Source organism: Flectobacillus roseus (assembly GCF_030056595.1).
In the GTDB taxonomy this organism is placed as follows: Bacteria; Bacteroidota; Bacteroidia; order Cytophagales; family Spirosomataceae; genus Flectobacillus; species Flectobacillus roseus.
The window spans coordinates 211,043-232,403 of the sequence record NZ_JASHIF010000011.1 but is presented as its reverse complement, the minus strand read 5'-3'; the positions used below and the strand labels follow the sequence as shown (position 1 = coordinate 232,403).

The 21,361-nt window shown below is 37.9% G+C and carries 18 protein-coding genes; 6 read left to right on the top strand and 12 right to left on the bottom strand.

Annotated elements, in window-relative coordinates; all coding sequences use genetic code 11:
* Positions 1 to 54 precede the first annotated feature (54 nt).
* A complete protein-coding gene (locus tag QM524_RS15005; RefSeq protein WP_283345205.1) occupies positions 55 to 1,365 on the top strand; it encodes an Nramp family divalent metal transporter in 1,311 nt (436 codons plus the stop codon).
* 261 nt (positions 1,366 to 1,626) lie between these two features.
* Here the strand turns inward: QM524_RS15005 and QM524_RS15000 are convergent, their stop codons facing one another.
* The 3 genes from QM524_RS15000 to QM524_RS14990 all read right to left on the bottom strand — a co-directional run bounded on the left by QM524_RS15000 (position 1,627) and on the right by QM524_RS14990 (position 5,018).
* The gene (locus QM524_RS15000) at positions 1,627 to 2,463 is read right to left on the bottom strand and encodes a phytoene/squalene synthase family protein (protein ID WP_283345204.1); all 837 of its coding nucleotides are present in this window, start codon (positions 2,461 to 2,463) and stop codon (positions 1,627 to 1,629) included.
* Between the two features lie 99 nt (positions 2,464 to 2,562).
* A complete protein-coding gene (locus QM524_RS14995; protein WP_283345203.1) occupies positions 2,563 to 4,032 on the bottom strand; it encodes a phytoene desaturase family protein in 1,470 nt (489 codons plus the stop codon).
* Between the two features lie 473 nt (positions 4,033 to 4,505).
* Entirely contained in the window at positions 4,506 to 5,018 is a 513-nt protein-coding gene (locus tag QM524_RS14990) for an RNA polymerase sigma factor (RefSeq protein WP_095160092.1), read from the bottom strand.
* Positions 5,019 to 5,394: 376 nt separating this feature from the next.
* Between QM524_RS14990 and QM524_RS14985 the strand changes: the two genes are divergently transcribed.
* Positions 5,395 to 7,722, top strand: coding sequence for a TonB-dependent receptor (locus QM524_RS14985; protein ID WP_283345202.1), 2,328 nt, complete (start codon positions 5,395 to 5,397; stop codon positions 7,720 to 7,722).
* A gap of 235 nt (positions 7,723 to 7,957) precedes the next feature.
* Here the strand turns inward: QM524_RS14985 and QM524_RS14980 are convergent, their stop codons facing one another.
* The 6 genes from QM524_RS14980 to QM524_RS14955 form a co-directional block, all read right to left on the bottom strand.
* Complete coding sequence (locus QM524_RS14980) at positions 7,958 to 9,547, bottom strand: glycerol-3-phosphate dehydrogenase/oxidase (RefSeq protein WP_283345201.1); 1,590 nt, start codon at positions 9,545 to 9,547, stop codon at positions 7,958 to 7,960.
* A 377-nt stretch (positions 9,548 to 9,924) separates the two neighbouring features.
* A complete protein-coding gene (locus tag QM524_RS14975; protein ID WP_229241912.1) occupies positions 9,925 to 10,317 on the bottom strand; it encodes a DUF3299 domain-containing protein in 393 nt (130 codons plus the stop codon).
* A 329-nt stretch (positions 10,318 to 10,646) separates the two neighbouring features.
* The gene (locus QM524_RS14970; RefSeq protein WP_283345200.1) at positions 10,647 to 11,900 is read right to left on the bottom strand and encodes an ABC transporter permease; all 1,254 of its coding nucleotides are present in this window, start codon (positions 11,898 to 11,900) and stop codon (positions 10,647 to 10,649) included.
* Positions 11,901 to 11,943: 43 nt separating this feature from the next.
* Positions 11,944 to 12,585, bottom strand: coding sequence for an ABC transporter ATP-binding protein (locus tag QM524_RS14965; protein ID WP_283345242.1), 642 nt, complete (start codon positions 12,583 to 12,585; stop codon positions 11,944 to 11,946).
* A 282-nt stretch (positions 12,586 to 12,867) separates the two neighbouring features.
* Positions 12,868 to 13,272: a helix-turn-helix domain-containing protein gene (locus QM524_RS14960; RefSeq protein ID WP_283345199.1), complete on the bottom strand. Its 405-nt coding sequence runs from the start codon at positions 13,270 to 13,272 to the stop codon at positions 12,868 to 12,870.
* 3 nt (positions 13,273 to 13,275) lie between these two features.
* Positions 13,276 to 13,572 (bottom strand): type II toxin-antitoxin system HigB family toxin, encoded by a 297-nt coding sequence (locus tag QM524_RS14955; protein ID WP_283345198.1) that lies wholly within the window; start codon positions 13,570 to 13,572, stop codon positions 13,276 to 13,278.
* A 602-nt stretch (positions 13,573 to 14,174) separates the two neighbouring features.
* On the opposite strand from QM524_RS14955, the gene QM524_RS14950 reads away from it, so the two are divergent.
* Entirely contained in the window at positions 14,175 to 15,251 is a 1,077-nt protein-coding gene (locus QM524_RS14950; RefSeq protein ID WP_283345197.1) for an alpha/beta hydrolase, read from the top strand.
* A gap of 205 nt (positions 15,252 to 15,456) precedes the next feature.
* Here QM524_RS14950 and QM524_RS14945 read toward each other — a convergent pair whose 3' ends face one another.
* Positions 15,457 to 16,662 (bottom strand): GTP-binding protein, encoded by a 1,206-nt coding sequence (locus QM524_RS14945; protein ID WP_283345196.1) that lies wholly within the window; start codon positions 16,660 to 16,662, stop codon positions 15,457 to 15,459.
* Positions 16,638 to 17,027 carry a MerC domain-containing protein gene (locus tag QM524_RS14940; RefSeq protein ID WP_283345194.1) on the bottom strand — a complete coding sequence of 130 codons (390 nt, stop codon included), beginning with the start codon at positions 17,025 to 17,027 and terminating at the stop codon, positions 16,638 to 16,640. The genes QM524_RS14945 and QM524_RS14940 overlap by 25 nt, the downstream gene beginning before the upstream one ends.
* A gap of 200 nt (positions 17,028 to 17,227) precedes the next feature.
* On the opposite strand from QM524_RS14940, the gene QM524_RS14935 reads away from it, so the two are divergent.
* The 3 genes from QM524_RS14935 (at position 17,228) to QM524_RS14925 (ending at position 19,853) form a co-directional block, all read left to right on the top strand.
* Positions 17,228 to 17,782: a hypothetical protein gene (locus tag QM524_RS14935; RefSeq protein ID WP_283345193.1), complete on the top strand. Its 555-nt coding sequence runs from the start codon at positions 17,228 to 17,230 to the stop codon at positions 17,780 to 17,782.
* A 210-nt stretch (positions 17,783 to 17,992) separates the two neighbouring features.
* On the top strand, positions 17,993 to 18,973 hold the full coding sequence (locus QM524_RS14930) for a glycosyltransferase family 2 protein (RefSeq protein WP_283345192.1): 981 nt from the start codon (positions 17,993 to 17,995) through the stop codon (positions 18,971 to 18,973).
* Positions 18,974 to 19,103: 130 nt separating this feature from the next.
* Positions 19,104 to 19,853 (top strand): DUF5672 family protein, encoded by a 750-nt coding sequence (locus tag QM524_RS14925; protein WP_283345191.1) that lies wholly within the window; start codon positions 19,104 to 19,106, stop codon positions 19,851 to 19,853.
* A 75-nt stretch (positions 19,854 to 19,928) separates the two neighbouring features.
* Here the strand turns inward: QM524_RS14925 and QM524_RS14920 are convergent, their stop codons facing one another.
* Positions 19,929 to 21,143, bottom strand: coding sequence for an ATP-grasp domain-containing protein (locus QM524_RS14920; RefSeq protein WP_283345190.1), 1,215 nt, complete (start codon positions 21,141 to 21,143; stop codon positions 19,929 to 19,931).
* Positions 21,144 to 21,361: the final 218 nt, after the last annotated feature.

Below are 21,361 nucleotides of genomic sequence, written 5' to 3'. Positions count from 1 at the left end.
AGCTACTCAATACACAAACACTCTCAAAGATTAAAACCTAATATTACCAAAACTATGAGTTGGAAAAATGAACAAGTAACACCTTCTCTCCCTGAAGTATATGCCTCGATAGATGTACCCAAAACGGGTTCATTCTGGCGGAAACTTTGGGCTTTTACAGGACCCGGACTAATGGTAGCTGTTGGCTATATGGACCCAGGCAACTGGGCTACCGACATTGCTGGCGGCTCTAAATTTGGATATACCCTTCTTTCAGTTATTCTCATTTCTAATTTGTTTGCGATGCTTTTACAGCATTTGTCGCTCAAATTAGGAATCGCTACAGGAAAAGACCTTGCCCAAGCGTGCCGTGATGCTTATTCCAAACCCGTTGTTATTGCGCTTTGGCTACTTTGTGAAATTGCGATTGCCGCTTGCGACTTAGCCGAGGTAATTGGCTCTGCCATTGCTTTAAATCTATTATTCGGAATGCCTCTGAGCGTTGGAGTTGTGGTGACAGTATTAGATGTATTGGTGCTATTGTATTTTCAAAACAAAGGATTTAGAATGTTAGAAAGTATTGTAGCTGCCTTGATTTTTATGATTTTCCTTTGTTTTTCTTACGAAATAGCCGTTTCACATCCTTCGTTTTCTCAAATTGTAGGCAATCTTGTTCCCAAAAAAGAAATCATTTTAAACCCAGATATGCTCTATGTAGCCATTGGGATTTTGGGAGCGACGGTTATGCCGCATAATTTGTACTTGCATTCAAGTATTGTACAAACACGTGATTTTGAAAAATCGGCTGAAGGAAAACGTTCTGCCATCAAATTCGCTACAATTGATTCTACTATTTCATTAGGATTTGCCTTTTTTATCAATGCCGCTATTTTGATTGTATCGGCAGCAGCTTTTCATACTTCTGGCAATCAGCAAGTAGCAGACATACATGATGCCTATCACTTGCTCGACCCTGTATTAGGTGTAAAAATGGCAGGTATTTGTTTTGCGGTAGCCTTATTAGCTTCAGGACAAAATTCTACTTTGACAGGTACTTTGGCTGGACAAATTGTAATGGAAGGCTTTTTAAACTTGCATTTAAAACCTTGGTTACGTCGTCTAATTACTCGTTTGCTAGCAGTAATTCCAGCCTTAATTGTAACCTTGATTTATGGAGAAAAAGGAACGGGAGAGTTATTGGTATTGAGTCAGGTAATATTATCGCTTCAGTTGAGTTTTGCGGTAGTTCCACTTGTGATGTTTACTAGTTCCAAAAAGAAAATGGGAGAATTTGCCAACTCGAAATTGGTAGAAATCACCTCATGGGTCGTATCAATTATCATTATAGTTTTTAATATGTACTTACTTTGGGATACATTGATGTAATGAAGGTTATTGAGTGAATGGTGATTGAGTGGTTGAGTGATTAGTCTATCCGTAGTAGAGACGCAATGCTTTGCGTCTTAAGCCCAGTCAGACATAGCATAGTAATATCAAAAAAGGCGGTCGAAAAACAATTTTCGACCGCCTTTTTTGTGAACAGTTTAGGAATAATTCTATTGCTAAAAATAGTTTAAAACGAAAGACATGGCATATATACCGGTAATAATCACTCAAGCACTCAATCACCATTCACTCAATGAGCCATTAAAGCACATTTAGCCTAAACTGAAAGTAAGTTTTTGCAAGCAGAGCAACTTTCTGAAAATCAGGCACTCTGATTCTTTCATTCTGAATTTTTGAGGCTGGACAACCCTTTATTTTATCAAACAAACGAAGATAATATTTGTAAGCTAAGTACACGCCTGCTTTGGCGCCTTTAGGCAAATTCATGATACCTCTGTAAGCAGCATCAAAGTCAGCCTGAATATCTTCTTCTATGAGTTGTTTGTCCGTTAAGGTAAAATTGGTAAAATCTACATTGGGAAAATAGGTTCTACCTCTTTCCTGAAAGTCTGATTTAATATCACGTAAAAAGTTCACCTTTTGAAATGCTGATCCTAATCTTCTAGCATCGTCTTTCAGGACTTGATACATTTCATTATTTCCTTCACAAAATACTCTTAGGCACATCAACCCTACAACCTCTGCCGACCCATAGATATACTCCTCATAGCCCACTTGATTGTATTCGGACTGATACAAATCCATTTCCATAGAGTGTAAAAATGCCTTAATCAAATCATGGTCGATTTGATATTCATTTACCACCATTTGAAACGAATGTATTACTGGATTAAGGCTAATTTTATCTTCAATTGCCTTAAAAGTATCATCTCTAAAAGTGCTCAACAACGTTTTTTTATCAAAACCATGGAAAGTATCCACAATCTCGTCGGCATAGCGTACGAAGCCATAAATCGCATAAATAGGGAAATGAAAACGCTTATCTAGCGTTTTGATACCCAGTGTAAACGAAGTACTGTAATACTCAGTGATGAGCTTACTACATTCGAAAGTCGTGGTGTTATACAAATCCATCATGTCTTTAAAGCATCATTGCATCAAAGCCAAAGCCTCTTTGCCGTTAAAGGTTTAAAAGTGATTTAGTAATGTTTAGTAAGTATGTGGTCGGGTGATTCTTTATCTCATTTCTTTATCCAATTCACTAGCTACTAATAAGCCAGAAATTAGAGAAGGAGGTACTCCAGGACCCGGTACTGTCAACTGACCAGTGTAGTAAAAATTTTGTATTTTCTTACTTTTCAAAGTTGGCTTCAACAACGCCGTTTGCATAAGTGTATTTGCCAAACCGTAAGCATTTCCTTTGAAAGCATGATAATCTTGTTTAAAATCACGGTGAGCATAGCTTCTTTTGTATACTACAGAGTCGCGAATAGAAGTCCCACAATATTTTTCAAGACGCTCCATCAAAATACTGTAATATTTTTCTCTCATTTCCTCCGTATCTTCCAAATCAGGTGCCACAGGAATTAATAAGAATATATTTTCACAACCCTCTGGAGCAACACTACTATCTGTTACTGATGGTGCCGAAGCATAAAATAGAGGCTTCGAAGGCCATTGGGGTTCAGTATAAATTTCGTGTGCATGAAGACTAAAATCTTCGTCAAAAAATAAATTATGGTGTAACAATTTTGGAATACGCTTATTGACCCCCAAATAAAACAATAAAGACGATGGAGCCATTACTCGCTTATCCCAATATTCCTCATCGTAGTTTCGATAAGTTTGCCCTAGAATTTTATCCTCAACATGATGATAATCGGCACTAGCAACCACTGCATCAGTATCAAAAGTACCTTGACTAGTAATAACTTGTTTGGCTATACCATTGTTTACTACAACCTTTTGAACCTCCTGATTATAGAGAATTTTCACGCCCTTTTCTTCTGCCAAAGCCACCATTCCTTTCACGATTTTGTGCATTCCACCCATTGGATACCATGTACCCAATTGCATTTCAGCATAATTCATCAAGCTATACATTGCTGGAGTATTTTCGGGCGTAGCTCCCAAAAACAGAATAGGAAACTCCATCAATTTTAATATTTTATCGTCTGTAAAAAACTTACGAATATGCTTAGCAAAAGACTGAAATACGTCTAATCGAACTACATCATATAATAATTTTACACTTACAAATTCTGAAATGCTTCGAGAAGGCTTCCACACAAATTGATTAATACCTACATCATATTTATACTCTGCCTGTCGAAGAAACTCTCTAAACTTTGCACCACTACCCGATTCCATTTCCTCAAAAAGCGCTTCAAGTTTATCGACCCCAGCAGGAAGTGCTATGGTTTCATTTCCTTCCAATATCACAGCGTACGAAGGATCAAGACGCACTAAATCATAATAGTCAGAAGTTTTTTTATTGAATTTAGCAAAATAGTTGTCAAAAATATCGGGCATCCAATACCAGCTTGGTCCCATATCAAATGTAAAACCCTCTGCCTCAAAAACTCTCGCACGACCACCCGCCATGCTATTTTTTTCTAGAATCGTAACGTCATAACCTTTATCGGCCAAGCCTGTTGCGGCGGCTAAACCCGAAAATCCCGCTCCAATTACAATTACTTTTTTCATGTATAGTTTTGTTTAAGTATCCAAATCAGATGTTTCTTGTGTGGTTTTGAGATAGATACTTCTAGGTAGTTTAAGTTTTTAAGAGTGATTGAGATAGAAAGCATCTAGTCAAACTAATGCCATATGATACAACTTTACCTTTTCCACCTAAATCTACGTAGGAAATTTATTCTGTTGTATAATTCTTGAAAAAATGGTATTAAGAAATCTTAGAATAGAAACTTTATACTGTAATAAACCGAGAAGCCTAAAGAATGTTTTGTAAAAGGTTTAGTTTTTAAAAATTAAACAAAAACAAAAAAGTCGAGCAAGCGCTCGACCCTTTGCAACTTTCTTCTGTTAACCAAAAAACTAATCAATTATTTCACAATTGTCGTTTTTGGAGTCAATACTTTTGGTGTTGATGAAGTGTAACTCCAGTTAGAACGACTTGTCCTAATTAATTTTAGGCACCAAGTTACAACGTTTAAGCCTTAATTCCAATAAGCATACATATGAAGCTTATCTTTTAATTCCTTTCTGGCTATGTGGATACGGTTCTTAACTGTACCTATTGGGATATTCAATTTGTCGGCTATTTCATGATATTTAAAGCCTCTGAAATACATCACAAAAGGCATACGATATGCCTCATCTAGCGATTTAACGGCATTTTCTATGTCATTAAGGGCAAAAGAGCTTGCTGCGCTGTTGTCAGTGCTTGACTCTAAAGAGTTGATATAATGCAAGTTATCAGAAGTATCAATGAAGGTATTTTTACGAACCATTTTTTGATAATTCGTAATAAAAGTATTTTTCATGATAGTGTACAACCATGCTTTCAAGTTGGTACCTTCTGTATATTTATCTCTGTTGGTGAATGCCTTCAACAAAGTGTCCTGTAACAAATCATTTGCATCTTCGTAATCTCTAGTCAACTTCATAGCAAACGGTTTCAATGACTTTGAAACTCTACCTATGTGGAATGAAAATTCAATAGCAGTCATAATCGTGTTGAGTTTATTTGTTGATTTGTTTAACAAATATATTACAACATTAAACAAACTTCAAAACTTTTTCGAATAAATTTTACATTAAAATTAAATTAGAATTATTATCCAATAAGGCTAAAATCAAGTATTTATCAAAAAACTGCAAGTTTCATAAATGTTCAAAAAAGTTCAAATACCATCAAAAAAGTTTAACAACAAGTCAATTTCGTTAAACAAATCCTTTTGTTTAAGTTTATACTAGTAAAAAGTTAAACAAAACTTTGCCTTCTTCTTAAAAATATCCAAAATCTAGAACCGCTTTAATTGCAACTTTGTTGCAATTATTATCCTGCCAATTATTATCTTTGTTTACCAACAATTATCGACAAACGTGAAAAAACTTTTTTTTATACTTACGGTATTACTCAGCTTTGGGTTGAACATTTTTGCACAAAATACCACTAACTGTAACTGTACACTCAAAGGCGTAGTACACGAAACCAATGCCCACAATCCCATCCCTGGCGCCGTGGTATATTTGAAAGGAACCAAATATGCGGTCTTCACCGATGCGAAAGGTGAATATCAATTCCCGAAACTTTGTCAGGGTACCTATACACTTGTATGTCAGGCAGTGGGCTTTCAAAAAATTGAGGTTCCTATCAACCTGACACAGGAGCATTCGAAGGAACTCACCCTTGCCAATGATGATGAGCACTTACAAGAGGTGGTAGTTTCAGGGAAAAAGACAGAAAATAAGACCAAAGCCAAATCAGTCATTGAAGGTAGCGACCTTGCCGAAACTCGTGGACAAAGTCTTGGTGAAGCGCTGAAGGCTGCAACAGGCGTAACCACACTTCAAACAGGTAGTAGTATTGCCAAACCCGTAATTCATGGGATGCACTCAAACCGAGTATTGATTCTTAATAACGGAATTCGTCAGGAAGGGCAACAATGGGGTAGCGAACATGCGCCAGAAATTGATCCATTTATGGCACAAAAACTCACAGTTATTAAAGGTGCTGCTGGCGTTCGTTATGGGTCCGATGCCATTGCTGGTGTAATTATGGTAGAACCTAATCCCCTACCCGATTCGGCAGCGATTCATGGTGAAGCTAATTTAGTAGGCTTTTCGAATGGTCAACAAGGGATTGCCTCTGGAATTATTGAAGGAGGTTTGCCGAAGAAAAAAGGATGGGCTTGGCGTTTGCAAGGCACTTACAAAAGAGGTGCCGACATCAAAACTGCCGATTATTATTTAGCCAATACAGGTATTCAAGAACGAAATTTTTCGGCAACTATTGGATATAACACTGCTCACTGGGGTACAGAAGCCTATTTTAGCTATTTTGATACGCAATTAGGAATTTTTGCGGGTTCGCATATTGGCAATATTACAGACTTAGTTACTGCGATTAATAGTTCGCGTCCTAATAGTGACTACACGCCTTCCTCGGCAAGCTATACTATCAATCGCCCTAATCAAGATTTGGCACATAATCTCTTTAAAGTAAAATCTTTTTTAGTAAGTGAAAATCTTGGAAAGTGGCAATTAACTCTTTCTCGCCAATATGACTGGCGTTTGGAATATGATGTGCCAAGAGGGAATCGCACGTTGAATACACTCAATTTCAAACTCACGACCTATCAAGCTGAATTATTGCTTGACCACAAACCCCTATGGAACACCTTGAGCGGAACATTTGGCGCAAGTGGTATGTATCAGGAAAACTTATCATCATCGTACGAGTTGACCAAACCGCTCATTAATACCGTATTGATTCCAAATTATCAGACTAAAAGCGGTGGCGTCTTTTTGATTGAACGTTGGGTAAAAAATCGTTGGGAAGTTGAAGGTGGTTTGCGCTATGATATTCGTTCTTCGGATGCGTATGGATTAGATGCCTCCAGCAAACTTTTCAATTATTCTTTTACTTTTAATAATGCCTCCTCAACCATTGGCTTTGTCTGGAATAGTTCGGAGTCTTTATCTTTGAAAGGAAATGCTGCTATTGCTTGGCGTGCACCTAATATGAATGAATTATTCTCAAACGGAGTACACCACGGAGCAGCAGCTTACGAGAAAGGAAATATCAATCTACAACCCGAAGTCGCACATAATTTTTCGGTCACTGCCGAATACTCTGGAAGTAAATGGGCCTGGGAAATTAGTCCTTACTTGAACTTAATTAATGACTTTATTTATTTAAAGCCTCGTGTAGAAAATGGGGAGATTCAAACGGTATTGTCGGTAAGAGGCGCTTTTCCTGCCTTTGACTATACACAAGTAGATGCTCGATTTGCAGGAGTTGATGCTTCCGTAAAATATTTGATTTCAAAACATTTTACCATTACTGAAAAATACTCGATGGTCAGAGCCAAAGATACTCGCAACAATGTTTATATGGTCAATATTCCTGCCGACCGTTTGGAGAGTAGTCTACGCTATACTTTTGGAAAAAATCAAGCTTACGTGAGCTTAACCAACTTATTGGTGGCTCGTCAAACTCGTGTAGAAGCCAATAGCGATTTCTTGGCACCTCCTGCTGGTTATAGTTTGTGGAGTATGAATGCTTCGTATCCTTACAAAAATTTCACCTTTGGTCTAGGTGTAAGCAATTTGCTCAATAAATCTTATCGTGACTACATGAATCGATTCAGGTATTTTACAGACGAAATGGGAAGAAATATTTCGTTGAGAGTACAGTATAGATTTTAAAATAGGGGTTAGGGGTTAGGGGTTAGGGGTTAGGGGTTAGGGGTTAGGGGTTAGGGGTTAGGGGTTAGGGGTTAGGGGTTAGGGGTTAGGGGTTAGGGGTGCAAAACGCTCCCACATCCTATCTACTCACTTTTAACCCACTTTTTTCAACTTTTAAAAAAAACTAATGCCTAACCCCTGTTCCCTATACCCTAAAACACACTTTGTGCCTCTGTGCCTGATCACTCAAAAAACACTAACCCCTATCCCCTGACCCCTCAACATTCAATACCTCCTCCACATACCACTCTGCTTTAGCAGCAGCGTCAGCATCTCTTAGGGCAAGACCCAATCTTCTTAGTAGTACATCTTCTTTGGTACAAGCCATTTCGTGACGTACGGCATAGACTACTTCAGCTTTGATAAATGGATGTCCCGCTACCAATAAGCTCTTCAGATCAGCATCCTTGTTTGACAATTCTAATACTTTTCCAGCATTGCTACCGTACTTTTTCATGAGATGTTGTGCTACCTCAATGGATACATTATATTTATTTACGAGTATCTTCCAATCATCAAATAGATAACCTTCTCCCCCAAATAATACCTGTTGGTCGGTTGTACATTCTACAACAGATTGTTTCAAAACATTTTCCTGAACCATGTCCACAGTATCTTTCGCCATCAAACGATAGGTTGTCCATTTGCCACCCATGATACTAACTAGTTTGGATCGTTTATCTATTTCCACCTCATGGTCACGCACAAGTGATTTGGTTTCAGAATCCAGTGCTGTATGAAGCTTAGCCTCCAACAAAGGGCGTTGTCCCGCAAAACCCGAAGTAACATCTTTTTCGGTTACAGGCGTCTCCAAATAGCGGTTTACATAATCTATTAAATAAGTACGCTCGTAATCTTCCAATTTTGGATTTTCGCTTAATTGGTCTTCCTCGTCGGTTGTACCCACCAAAAGATGGTCTTGCCAAGGAATCATAAAGATGACACGTCCGTCGTCGGTTTTAGGAACTAAGATAGCCGCATCACCTTGAAGAAACTTTTTGGGTAAAACGATATGCGCGCCTCGGCTTACTTTTATTCGAGGTTTCATCTTGCTATTGGCCATTTTACGAATATGATCTGCAAAAGGACCAGTGGCATTAATAAATGCTTTGGCATGGATTTGAATATCTTCCCCTGTAAGCAAGTCTTGTGCAAGAAGCGTTTTGATACGTCCTGTATCTTCGTTTTTGACAAACTTATTAGCTTGTATATAATTAAATGCCAGCACACCCTTTTCTACTGCCGTTTGTACCAAGGCCAAACAATAGCGAGCATCGTCGAGCTGCCCATCATAATATAACACCGCCGAGTTCAGACGCTTTTTCTTAAGTTCAGGAATTAACTCCAAAGCCTCCTTTTTCGAAAGTCTTTCACTTGATGAAATATTCTGTGAACCAGCAATCCACTCATACATCTTTAGACCGATGGTATAATAAATACTTTCGATAAAACTAAAGCAAGGAGTAAGCAAAGCCAAAGGGCGAGAAAGATGTGGTGCGTTTTTCAGCAAAATCTCCCGTTCTTTTAAGGCCTTTCTTACCATTTTGTATTGTTCCCAGTCCAATTTTTTAACAGCCTGTTCCAAGTACCTAACCCCACCATGGATGAGTTTGGTAGATTTGGAAGAAGTCTGAGACGCAAAGTCATTTTTATCAATAATTACTACTTTCAAACCTCGTAGTACTGCATCGATCGCAATACCAGCACCAGTGGCTCCTGCTCCTATGATACAGAGGTCAAATTGCTCGGTTTGGCGTAACTGTTGGAGTTGAGAATGTCTGTTCATTGTTTATATATTTGATTAGGGATATATAGAAGAGGAGACCTTCAATATAAAGAAATTACAATTTCAAAATCGTCTGAGTAAATCAATCTCGAAGTTTTCTTGATGAATGAAAGAATATTGGAGATAGTTTTGAGTATAAAGTACTATAAATAAACAAGCTACTTAAAAAATAGTTATAATTCTTGATAAGTTCACAAAGAAGCCTAAAACTCCCTTTTTTTTCCAAACATTTGTTCAAACTGAGGTATTTCTTCTACTTGATTATCAAATGATAAGAAGTTTACTAGCTTGTCATAAGCTCACAAAAAAAGTCTTGCTAGTTTAGCAAGACTCCTTGAAAAATACAATAAAATTAACAATTTGATATATCCTTTTGATTACTCTATAACTTCAGCATCTTCAAGAATATAATTCATTTCGTAAATATCGTCTGCATTGAGTTTTAGTTTACCTGTAAACGTGTGCATTTCGTCAGTTTTGTATTTCTTAGAACTTCCTTTTTTAGGTTTCAAAGACATTACTGACTCGGGGCCAGCCCCTCCACAAAAGAAACATTGGCTGTAAGGAAATGCCGATAACACATATACATTAGTAGCAGCATCTACAGGAATCACATATCCTTTGATCGTAACTTCTTTATGTTCTAATTTCTTGATGGATGCTCCAAAAGTTGGATACAACATATAAATAGATTCTTGTGGATACCACTTCTTTTTGAAGACTACATCCTTCAAAATTTCCCAAGTAAGTTTTTCGCCTGGTGCGATCATGCGTAAGGCAGGATGCTCGTGAGCCAATACGCTTGTACTCAATAGTAAACTCGCAAATACAAAAGAAAGAAAGCTCTTTTTCATTGATACAAAATTTAGTTTTTAGTGTTGAAATCGTAAATTCAAGTTGCCTGTAGGAGATTTTCGCTTTTTACAAACGATATTGAATTATAAGCAATCGTGCAGAATTTAGATTTGAGTTTTGTGTTTTAGGCACAAGGCAAAAAGTGTAAATTGTTTTTTTAGTAACAATAAATATGTTTTTGCCGAATACCCATAGCTAAAAGCCCAAAGCTCAAAAATGTGCTTGCCCAAATAAGCACTCTTACTTAATCGTCTGCCAAAGTTCTTGAAATATCTATTTTGTAAATACCTAAAGAAGGTATCGCTGCGGCCAGTAAGCCTATTACCAAAGCTCCTGCTAACAACCACACTTCTTCAGCTAACAAAGATAAAACGCCAAAGTCATAATGAAAGTTTTGTTCGACATTCTGTGCCATAACTCCTAAACCTAAACGACTGAGAAATATTCCCACCACATAACCTATAATACTGATAATCAAGCCTTCGGATAGTAATAATAAAAATAATTTTGTACGACTCGCTCCCATCGACAACATCAAAGCCATTTCATATTTTCGCTCTTTCAACGAATTATACAATGAAACAAATACACTTATTCCCGAAACAATAATGATAACCAGTGCTATCAGCTTCAGTGTATCGATCCCAACACCCATCAAGGCAAACAAACGATTCATTTCGATGGCTGGCGTGGCAGTTTGCATGGTAGAGTTTTCGTTGATACTTCTCGATATCATCATACCCATGGCAGGATTTCTAAATTTTACGAGCATAGCTGTAATCTCCTTTGCCTCCTCATGATGCTCTTCGCCATGTTCGCTGTGTTCGTCTTCTGTAAGCAATTTTAAGGCATTGGCACCTTTTCCAGCCTCTTCTGCTTCATGATGCTCGTGTACAGCCCACACGCTTTCGAGTGGCGTTATCAATACTTGGTCAAGCACAGAGTTGCTTTGCTTAAGAATCCCAACCACTTTGAACTTACTTTCTTCGTGATGATCACCCTCGCCATCGTAGCCATGTTGACTGGCAAAAGAATCACCAACTTTGAGTCCTAAATTGCGAGCTGCTTTAGCTCCAACCACGATTTCTAAGGCATTTTCAAATGCTTTTCCTTGTTCAAATTCTCCTTGAAAATGCTCGATATATTTCGGAGTTGTACCAATAATACGGTATCCTTGGTAGCTATCGCCCATCGAAAGCGGAATAGCTGATTGCACCATTGGGTTACGGGTAAAACGCATGGCCTCATCCATATTGATATTGCCCGTTGGCGAGTCTATTTGATATACCGCCGCCAAAATCAATTGTAGAGGACTTCCTTTAGCACCCAATACCATGTCGATACCTTGTATGTTTCGGGTAAATTTTTCTTCTAATTGTTTCCCTACTAGAAGCAACAAGGAGATAATTGCAATCCCAAGTGACATCAACAAGATACTCAAGAAACTGGTTAGGGGTTTGTCTTTTAGGTTTTTCCAAGAAATATGTAATAAATTCATTGTTAGTCAATTTTGTGATTTCCTACGTGATTTTCAAAACTCATTATAAGTACAAGTGCTTCTCGAAAACATCTTTGAGACGCTGATCGTGTGTTACTACCACAAGGCTTGCCCCTATTTCAGAAGTTTGAGTTTTTAGTAAGTCTATTACTTTCAAGCAGTTATCATCATCTAGATTGGATGTAGGCTCATCTGCCAAAATTACCGAAGCATTATTCATCAATGCTCTGGCAATACTCACACGTTGTTGTTCACCTTGTGACAATTGTGTTGTTTTTTTAGCAAGATGGTCTGCAAAGCCTAGACTTTCGGCTAAGTGTTGTGCTTTTTCTTTTGCCAAAGACTTGTTTGCCAAATAATTAGCCAATAGCAAATTATCCAACACGCTCAGCGAATGTACAAAGTGAGGTTTTTGATAAATAATACCCACATTGGCCGCACGAAAGGCCGCCGCTTGAGCACTATCAAAATGGCTTATTTCTTGGTTATGAATTTGAATTGAGCCGCCCGTTGGCTTCAACAAAAGTGCCATAAGGTGCAAAAAAGTAGTTTTACCACGACCAGATTTTCCTAAAATCAACATGGTTTCGCTATCAGCACAGCTGAAATCAGGAAACGTAAATTGCTTCGTAGGAACATTGGGTTGAGTCGGATACGCAAAAGTTAATTGTTGAGTAGCTATCACAGTTGATGAATATGTTTTGGGTTGATAGATCATTGAGCGAGTAAGCCTTTGTACTTCATCAAATGCTACTTTCAAGCAAAATTTCTGCTTGGTCAGAATCGGATTTTAGACATTGGTATAGTTTTCACTTCCAAAAGCTAATACCTTCATTCATTTCGCTCAATACAATATTTTCTGTCTGTAAATGAGTCAGTTTTTATTACAAATATAAACACTAAGCTCATCAAAACGTACCGAACTGTGGGTTATTCAGAGGATTTAAAGATATTTTAAAGAAGGGTTTTACATGGCTAGCAATATCTCGGCAGGGATTCCCAAATGATGATAGAGGTTTTTGATGACTTTAAGCGTAAGCGGTCTTTTTCGATTAAGTATTTCGGAAACACGATTTTCACCCCCAAAATATTGGGCTACCTCCTTTTGCGATAAATTAAGCATTTCTAAACGCTGTTTGATTGCGTCGATAGCGTCCAATTTTGTGACTGGGTAATGTTTTTTTTCATATTCAATTGCCAAAACGGTAACTGCCTCTAGAATATCTAAAGCTTTATTTCTAATGGATTCATCTTCAATCAAATCTGCATCTACTAGATTTTCTATAATTTGACTGGCCTTAATATACTCTTCTTCTGTTCGAATGGGCTTGATTACGATTGAATCAAGGTCTGATATTTGCTGATTTGTCATCCTTCAAAGGTTTTTTATATCTTCGATTTTATCATATTCTTTGTGTGTACCAAGAAATCTAACAAAAACAAGTTTGCGAGAATACTCATACTTGGCTACTAATCTGTATTTATTATGGCATATATTAAATACAATTCTCCCATTTCCAACGGTATCCGCATCCTTGAACAATGCGATGACTTCATTTGGGCTATTGAAATCACACTCTTCATTGACTTCATACCAAGTTTTTAATGAAGATTCGGAGTCGGGATATTTATTCCAAAAATCGCTTATGGTTCCTTTCGTAAATATTCTCATAGCAAATATAATAAAAATTCCCAAAATGGGAATTTAAGGTTTATTTAAACTGACACTAGTATATTTTTGGAACTTCGCTAGCTTGCGCTATATATCATTTCAGAAAAAGTTACTAGTTCAAGTCTTAGTCTTGGACTTATTCCTTTAAACAGTTTTGAAAATGGAAACGACGTAGAAATGTGAGTGGAAGGTTTGTAGAATTTCATGATGTAGCTATTTTACAGTTATTATAATCAAATATATAAGTTTGAATCGTTTTCTCCTAATTCGCTCATAACCCTGTCTATTCATCGCCTATAATGCGATTATAACAGATTATCTAATAATTAGTTAGATACTTTAAACCTTGACTTTTGAGTTGTTTCTAACTTTTTTACCTTAGAGTAGAAAGCCCTTACAAACGGCTTTAATATTCTATCACAAATACCCAATGTATAGTTATCATTTGTTAATTATGCGTTTCTCAAAGCCCCATTTTGGTAAAATTTAGCATGTTTTTGCTAATTTATTATAGAAGTTTTCAAATTTAGAATAGCATAGAACAGCTAATTTGCTAAATTTGCGTCCACTTTTGAGGAACAGCAATTTTTGAGTAGAAAGCTATGAGTAACAACGTATTATATTTTGAACTAACCACCCCAGTTGAAGACGACCGCCCAATTTATATATCTGGCAATTTTAACGGGTGGCTCCCCGACAAGGAAGATTTTCGTTTGAAAAAAACAGAGGAAGGAAGATATGTTTTGAAATTTCCACACTCTGTACCACTTCCTGAAAAACTTGAATACAAGTACACCAAGGGTGGCTGGAATCAAGTGGAGTTGGATGAATTTGGTAACGCTACTTACAACAGAGTAGTTACCAAGAAACTAGGTGTCATGCACGACTTTGTGCCACATTGGCGCTTAGATGGTTCGAACTTGCAACAGGATTTAATGCCTGAAATCAGACTAATTTCTGATTCATTTGATATGCCTCAGTTTGATACCAAACGTGCGGTGTATATCTTGTTGCCACATGATTATGACAAAACTGATAAAAAATACCCTGTCATGTATTTACAAGATGCCCAAAACCTTTTTCAAGAAGGTTCGGAATTTGGGAATTGGGGTATCGACAAACAATTGGCAGTATTGGCATCTCGTGGTCATGGCGACGTGATCATTGTGGCTATTGCACATGGTGGCGAAAACCGCTACAAAGAGTATTCTCCGTACAATAACCCTAAATTGGGAAAAGGCGAAGGTCGTAAGTATGTACAGTTTATTAGCCGTACATTAAAGCCTTATATCGACGCCAACTTCCGTACGCTCACCGATCGTGAACATACAGGTATTGGTGGTAGCTCATTAGGAGGATTGGTAAGTATTTATGCAGGTTTGATGTATCCAGAGGTATTTGGGCGCTTGATGCTTTTCTCGCCTTCTCTTTGGGTTTCGCCAAATATCTACTTCGATGCGATTGACTTTTTGAGTCATTTACCCACCAAAATCTATGCATATGCTGGAGGTGGCGAAGGTCATTCGATGATTCCAAATGTGGAAAAACTCAAGCAAACTTTGCTACGTCAAGGTAACAAAAAGATTGAAATTAATCTTTCACTCGACCCAGAAGGTAAACACAACGAATCACAATGGGGCAAAGAATTCCCTAAAGCCATAGAATGGTTATTCTTTTAATCATTGAGTAATTTGTGAATGAGTGATTTAGTGATTTTTTATCACATAAAAAAGCCATCTCCCACGGGAAGATGGCTTTTTGCATCACACTACCTTTATATAAAATTTTTGTATTTCAAAAATTACCAGTCATAGACCAAGTCGCTCACTAGATAACAATACAAGCGCATATTCACTAATTCACAAATCACTCATTCACAATTATTTAAAACTCAGGAAACGGATCTTCAAACTTCTTCTTGGCTTCCATTTGTTTGATTTCCTCTTCAGTACAAAGACAATCCTTTAGTTCTTGTATTAGTAGTTCTTTATCTAAATCTTGTCCAATAATTACTAATTCATTGATGCGGTCACCAAAGCGTTCATCCCAACGCTTCATGATTTCGTCTTTTGAGTCTTGCCAAGCAGGATAAAAAGAACGCTCCCACTTGGGTACGCCTGCCCACCATTTTCCTGCATAGTCTGCACGAAGCGAACCACCCGCCTGTCCCCAATTCAAGGCATCTTTGGGTCTTGAAGCTAGCCAGAATAAACCTTTAGAACGAATAATTCCCGCATGCCAATGTTGATTGATATAATTCCAAAAACGTGTAGGATGGAATGGACGTGTATCTCTAAAGACGAATGAACTAATGCCATATTCCTCCGTTTCGGGCGTATGACTAGGTTTTTCTAATTCTTGAATCCAGCCTGCCGATTGTGAAGATTTTTCGAAATCAAACAACCCTGTATTGAGAATATGTGAAGTTTCAATTTTGCCAAAAGTCGATTCGACAATTTTTGCCTCAGGATTAAGTTTCTGAATAATGGTCTTTAATTCAGCAACTCTCTTAGGTGGAAGTAAATCCGTTTTGTTCAAAACAATAACATTGGCAAATTCTATCTGATCTGTCAATAGGTTTACGATGGTGCGCTGGTCGTTAGGATCGTCGTCATTGAGACCCCGAGTCCAGACTGTATCAATTGAGCCAAAGTCTTTGGCAAAATTAAAACAGTCAACCACCGTCACCATCGTGTCTAGTTGGGCAAAACGAGAAAGATCAATTCCGCTGTTTTCATCAACATACGAAAACGTTTGAGCCACAGGTAAAGGCTCCGATATACCCGTGGACTCTATGAGCAAATAATCAAAACGCTGGTCTTTGGCGAGTTTTTCAACTTCTACCATCAAGTCTTCACGAAGTGTACAACAAATACAACCATTGGACATTTCGACCAATTTTTCTTCCGTCCTTGAAAGTACATTTTCTTGTTTGACCAACTGAGCATCGATATTCACCTCGCTCATATCGTTGACAATAACTGCTACTTTCAAGCCTTCTTTATTATGTAAAACGTGATTGAGCAAAGAGGTTTTCCCAGCTCCTAAAAAGCCACTCAATACTGTCACTGGCAATTTTCTATTTGACATTTTTTACAAAATTTTATGTTAAAATAATGTGTTGTAATCAGCCCAAAAGAGGCAATCCATCCCAAATACTGCGCAAACCACACTTGGTCTTCATAAAGCAAAGCCCATGCAAAAACAGTGTAGGCCACCCAAAGCCCTATTCGGATACGCTTAGGCGTATGCTTATGCGAACTCATCCAAACAGCAATGAAACCCAAACCTATAAAGCAATAATCCCAAGAAGGATGATGCGCAAACCCCAAGCTCTCTAACTGAAACTCCCACTTAAACAATAGTAAAATCGGCATCAGCATGCAATGTATGAGACATATACCCGAACTAATAATCCCTACATAATCAAAAGTATTCTTTCTGTAATTTTCCATAAATGCAACATTGTTGCAAATATAAAATATCAAAATTCATTTTTGCAACATTATTGCGAATATTTAAAATATGTTTTTATATTTGCAACACCATTGCATTAATTCAACTAAACAAAAATCAATGAAATACTTTGTCAGGTACTCTCAAATTAACTTTTACCCAAGCTGACATTCGTAGTCCTTTTTTAATACACTCATTTATGAAAAACTTACGTAAATCCCTCACAATTTTGGCTTTAGCCTTTGCTGTCATTACTGTTAGTAGTTGTAAAAAAGACGCCCCAGACCCTGTTCAGGACAGTGAAAACCTTACGACCTTAAAACTTAATTTTACCTCAGGAGGCGTTACTAAAACATTTGCTTTTAAGGATATTGATGGTATCGGAGGCAATGCTCCTGTGGTAGATAATATCAGTTTAGATGCCAACAAAACCTACAGTGTAACCGTGCAGGTATTGGACGAAAGTAAAAGTCCAGCAGAGGATATTACTTCAGAAATAGAAACCGAAAGCTTTGAACATCTATTCGTGTACACGCCAACGCCAAGCAATTTGTTGACCATTACTCGTACCGATAAAGACAATAGAAATCTGGAAGTGGGCTTAAAAGCTTCGGCTGTGACTACAAATGCAGGAACAGGCACATTAAGAGTTGTTTTGTATCACCAACCACCACAAAACGGTGTTCCAATCAAAGATGGTACAGCTAAAGGAAGCACAGATTTTGATGCACAATTCAATGTGACAATCAAATAATTTGCCTAGTAAAATATAGTGTTGATAAAATACTTTTGGTATTTCATCCATTTTATCAGCGCTTTGTACCTATACCTCTTAGTATCGAATCTGCAAAAACCTCTATATTTGTGTGTTTTTGCAGATTTTTTTATGCTTATAACTCCTAAAACTAAGTTTTTCAAGAATTTACAGAAAGGGTTATAAAAGCTCATATACCAACCAATCTCGATGATTTCAGTAGCGCTTTGCACCTACAATGGTGCCAAATATCTAGGTGAACAATTAGAAAGTATTCTGAACCAAACTCGCTCGGTCAATGAAATCGTAATTTGCGACGACCGCTCTTCCGACGCAACTGCTGATATTGTCAAAGCTTTTCAAGACAAAGCTCCTTTTCCTATATATTTCAACAGAAATGATTCACAATTAGGCTCAACCAAAAACTTTGAGAAATGCCTTCAATTATGTCAAGGCGATATTATTTTCTTATGCGACCAAGATGACTTTTGGATGCCTGAAAAGGTTGAAAAATTAGTGGGTTATCTCGAAAAAAATCCCCAGCAACAAATGGTATTCAGCAACGCTGGTATGATGGATGAAAAATCGGAGCGCATAGCAGGACATATCTGGCAGGAAGTAATGTTTGATGATACTATGCAAAAAATCTGGCAAGCAGGTGGCGCTGCTCAGATTTTGTATAAAGGATATGTGGTAACGGGAGCAACAGTGGCGCTACGCAAAAGTGCTTTGGACAATATGCTACCTTTTCCAACCTCGGTAAAAGACCTGATTCATGATGCGTGGATGTCGATTTCATTGGCGCTCAAAAATCAGATTGGTTTCGTCAATGAAGAACTGATTTTGTATCGTCGTCATAGTGCTCAACAAGTTGGGTTTGGCGGTGGTGGCGAAGCCGTTAGCTTCAAACAGCGTTTTTCGAGACCTAGAGCCGAAAAACTACTTCCTATTCAGGAGGAATTGCATCGTTTGGAGTCTACCTTGGCTTTGCTCAAACAACATTATCCAGAAGTACCTGCCAGTCAATTTGCCAAACTGGAATCACATCGGGATTTTGTCAAATTTAGACTTGAATTACCTGAAAATCGTTTGTTAAGAATATTCCCTATTGCGTTCAAGTTTTTGGCAGGTAAATATTACGACCCTCAAAAACATTGGTGGAAAACTTTATTGGGGGATATGATAGAATGAAGGGACAAAGTAAAAAAGGCATTAAGGCACAAAGTGTTTTACCCTATAAACATAACACATACTTTACACTTTGTGCCTGTTTACTCTGTGCCTGTTCACTTTTAATTTTATCAACTTAACCAGCAACACAATGTCCAAACATATAAAAGCTATTTCACATAAAAATCAGGTTGCGGTGGTGATACCGATGTATAAATCTGAGATGACACCGTTTGAGCAAAAGTCCTTTGAACAATGTATCAAAATTTTGGGGCATTATCCTATCGTCATTATCAAACCTGAATCTTTGGATTTGGAGCATTTGAAGCAATCTCATGCTGCTATTCAATTTCAAAATTTTGAGGATAAATATTTCAAAGGCATAGAAGGCTATAACGCTTTGCTAACGACTGTCCATTTTTATGAAGCATTTTTGGCTTACGAATATATGCTGATTTATCAGTTGGATGCTTTTATTTTTAGTGATCAACTAACCGAGTGGTGTAATGCAGGCTTTGATTATGTAGGCTCACCACATATCGAACCCGAGCGTTGGAAAATTGGAGACAAACTTCCAGGAAATTATCATCAATTCCGTAGAATTTTCATGAATGGAGGTTTTTCTTTAAGAAGAGTCAAAGCTATGATTCGTTTCTTAAAGATTTTGAAGTTTTTTAAAAAGGAATGGATTTCAAATGAAGATGGTTTGTTTTCGCTTCACTTTATCCAGCTTCGTCCATACAGACCATTGTTAAGACTTCCCAATTGGCAACAAGCACTACAATTTGGTTTTGAACAACATCCCCAACTCTGCTATCAGCTCAATAACCAACAACTTCCCTTCGGCTGCCATGCTTGGGAAAAATATGATTATGGGTTTTGGGAAAAATATATGAAGTAGCTATGAGCATTCAGCTCTCGGCCTTCGGCAAAATAATTAATGCTGAATGCTGAGAGCCGAATGCTGAGAGCTAATTTAATTTGTTGGCTTATCGGGTACTGGTGCTGACGCGTGGTAACCATCAAATACCACTTGTGCATATTTATCCAAAAGCTCTTTTACACGTTCCTGCGATTCCGACTTTACAATTACGCCTACATGAAACTCTTCGTCCATACGCCAACAAACCTCTGTATCATCAAAAATCATGGGGTCGGTATATCGTTGACGCGTCAAGGAAATCAAGATACCTGCGTACATATTTTGTACTTCGGGTAAAGTATATTCCAGATTACGAGCCATAGCTGTTTCGATATTGGCCCATTCGCGCCATAAATTAATCCCTGTAGCAGCCTCTACCATTTCGGCCAAGTGTGCACCTCCAACTCTAGAGGCAGTTTCTAAGAAGATAAATTTCCCTGTAGCATGATCTCGAATAAACTCGGTATGACTAGCACTAAATTTCATTCCGAAGGCTTTCAATACCTGCTCATTCATTTCTTTCAAAGCTAAATCCTCCTCCGAGCCAACCTCCACAGTCATAGAACGAAATACCCCTCCTCCATGCGCTACTTCCATCGGAGTAGACAAATAACGACTACAACGTGTAAAAATTGGTTGACCGCCCACTGTCAAAGAATCTACGTGGTAGACATCACCGGGGCGAAACTGCTCGACCAGATATTCAGGGCGGCGCTCGCCTAAATAATGGACCACCTCCCACAACTGTTCTGAATTATGTACCTTACGAATACCTGTAGCCGATGCTTCCGAGCGAGGTTTGACCACACAAGGAAATTGAACTTTTTGAGTAAATTCAAATACATCATTATCGTTGAATAAAGATGAAAATTGTGGCACGCTAATTCCTGCTTCCTCTGCTTTCATCCGCATCGCCAGTTTGTCTCTAAACAAGCGCCCTGTCGTTTGTCCCATACCCGGAATACGGAAATGCTCTCGCAAATGAGCAGCCTTTTCGACATCAAAGTCATCGAGTGCAACAATACGGTCTATTTTTCGGGAGCGCATCGCATAGCCCAAACCAAGAATAATTTCTTGAATATCGATACTACCATCTGGTTTTTCTTCTACATAAAAAAACTCATCGACGGCTTCGCGTGCCCACGGACGATGTTCTAGTTTTTTATTAGTCAACAAAAAAACCCTATTCCCAGCTTGCTTACAAGCACGCAAAAACTCATTGCCTTTGAAATAGGTTGAGATACACAAAAAGGTTAATTCTTTCGTCATAAAGTAAAGGGCTATATCGGTTTTGGTTAGAGTGTCTTAGAGGTACACCAGAAGAAGATACCAGAACTAAAAGGGCAGAAAGTCTCAATGCGATGCTGCAATACGACTTTATTGATTAAAGCCTTTGATACCTTTCTTAAATATAGCAAAAAAGATGGGATTGGAAGCAAAATGGAAAGGAAATATTTAGGCAATAAAGACAAAGTAAGAAGTAATCT